Source organism: Mycolicibacterium novocastrense (assembly GCF_001499835.1).
GTDB classification, from domain to species: domain Bacteria; phylum Actinomycetota; class Actinomycetes; order Mycobacteriales; family Mycobacteriaceae; genus Mycobacterium; species Mycobacterium novocastrense.
This window is the reverse complement of the sequence record NZ_LQIH01000063.1, coordinates 1-591: the sequence shown is the minus strand read 5'-3', so window position 1 is coordinate 591 and position 591 is coordinate 1. Positions and strand designations below refer to the sequence as shown.

The following is a 591-nucleotide window of genomic DNA, read 5'->3' as shown; positions in this document are numbered from 1 at the left end:
TCATCGGGCTCGGGCCCGTCCTGATCGAGCAAGAACAGCGTCAGATCGGCGCTGTCCTTGAGTTCCTTGGGGCCGACACCGACCGCGGTGCGCACCAGGTCGACTTCGAACTGTTCGCGGGTGGGCGCATCGACGAATCCGGGCAACCGGTCAACGGCCTTGCGGATGACGTCGACATGTTCGTCGTTGATCAGTCCATGGGCTTGCGCGACAGCCGTGGCGGGCAACGCCGGTGGCAGCGAGGGCCCGGTCACCGCCTGACGCGGCGCCAGCAGGGCAGCCTCGCTCAGGCGCCGGTTGGCCTCGCTGGTCGAGATCCGCCAGCGGACCCTCAACACCTCTTTCCACGATTTGGCACCCATCTGTTGGGCCGTGGCCTCGACCTGCAGGCGGGCCAGCAAGCGGTGGCGCATCGCGGGCAGCTGGCAGCCCAGAGCTTCGAGCTCATCAAGGGCCGCCACGAGATTCTGTCGGGTCAACAAGTCGACATCACAGGCGGCCGCCTCGTCGAAGGCGGCACGCAACGCGCTCACCGCGGCCTGCAGGTCGACTCCCGACATGCTTCGAACATACATTCGACCACCGACAAAA

General features: G+C 66.3%; 1 protein-coding gene. It reads right to left on the bottom strand.

The window, feature by feature from the left end; translation table 11 throughout:
• Positions 1 to 575 (bottom strand): DUF222 domain-containing protein (locus tag AU072_RS24455; RefSeq protein ID WP_120271117.1); only part of this gene is annotated, 575 nt, incomplete at its 3' end.
• Positions 576 to 591: the final 16 nt, after the last annotated feature.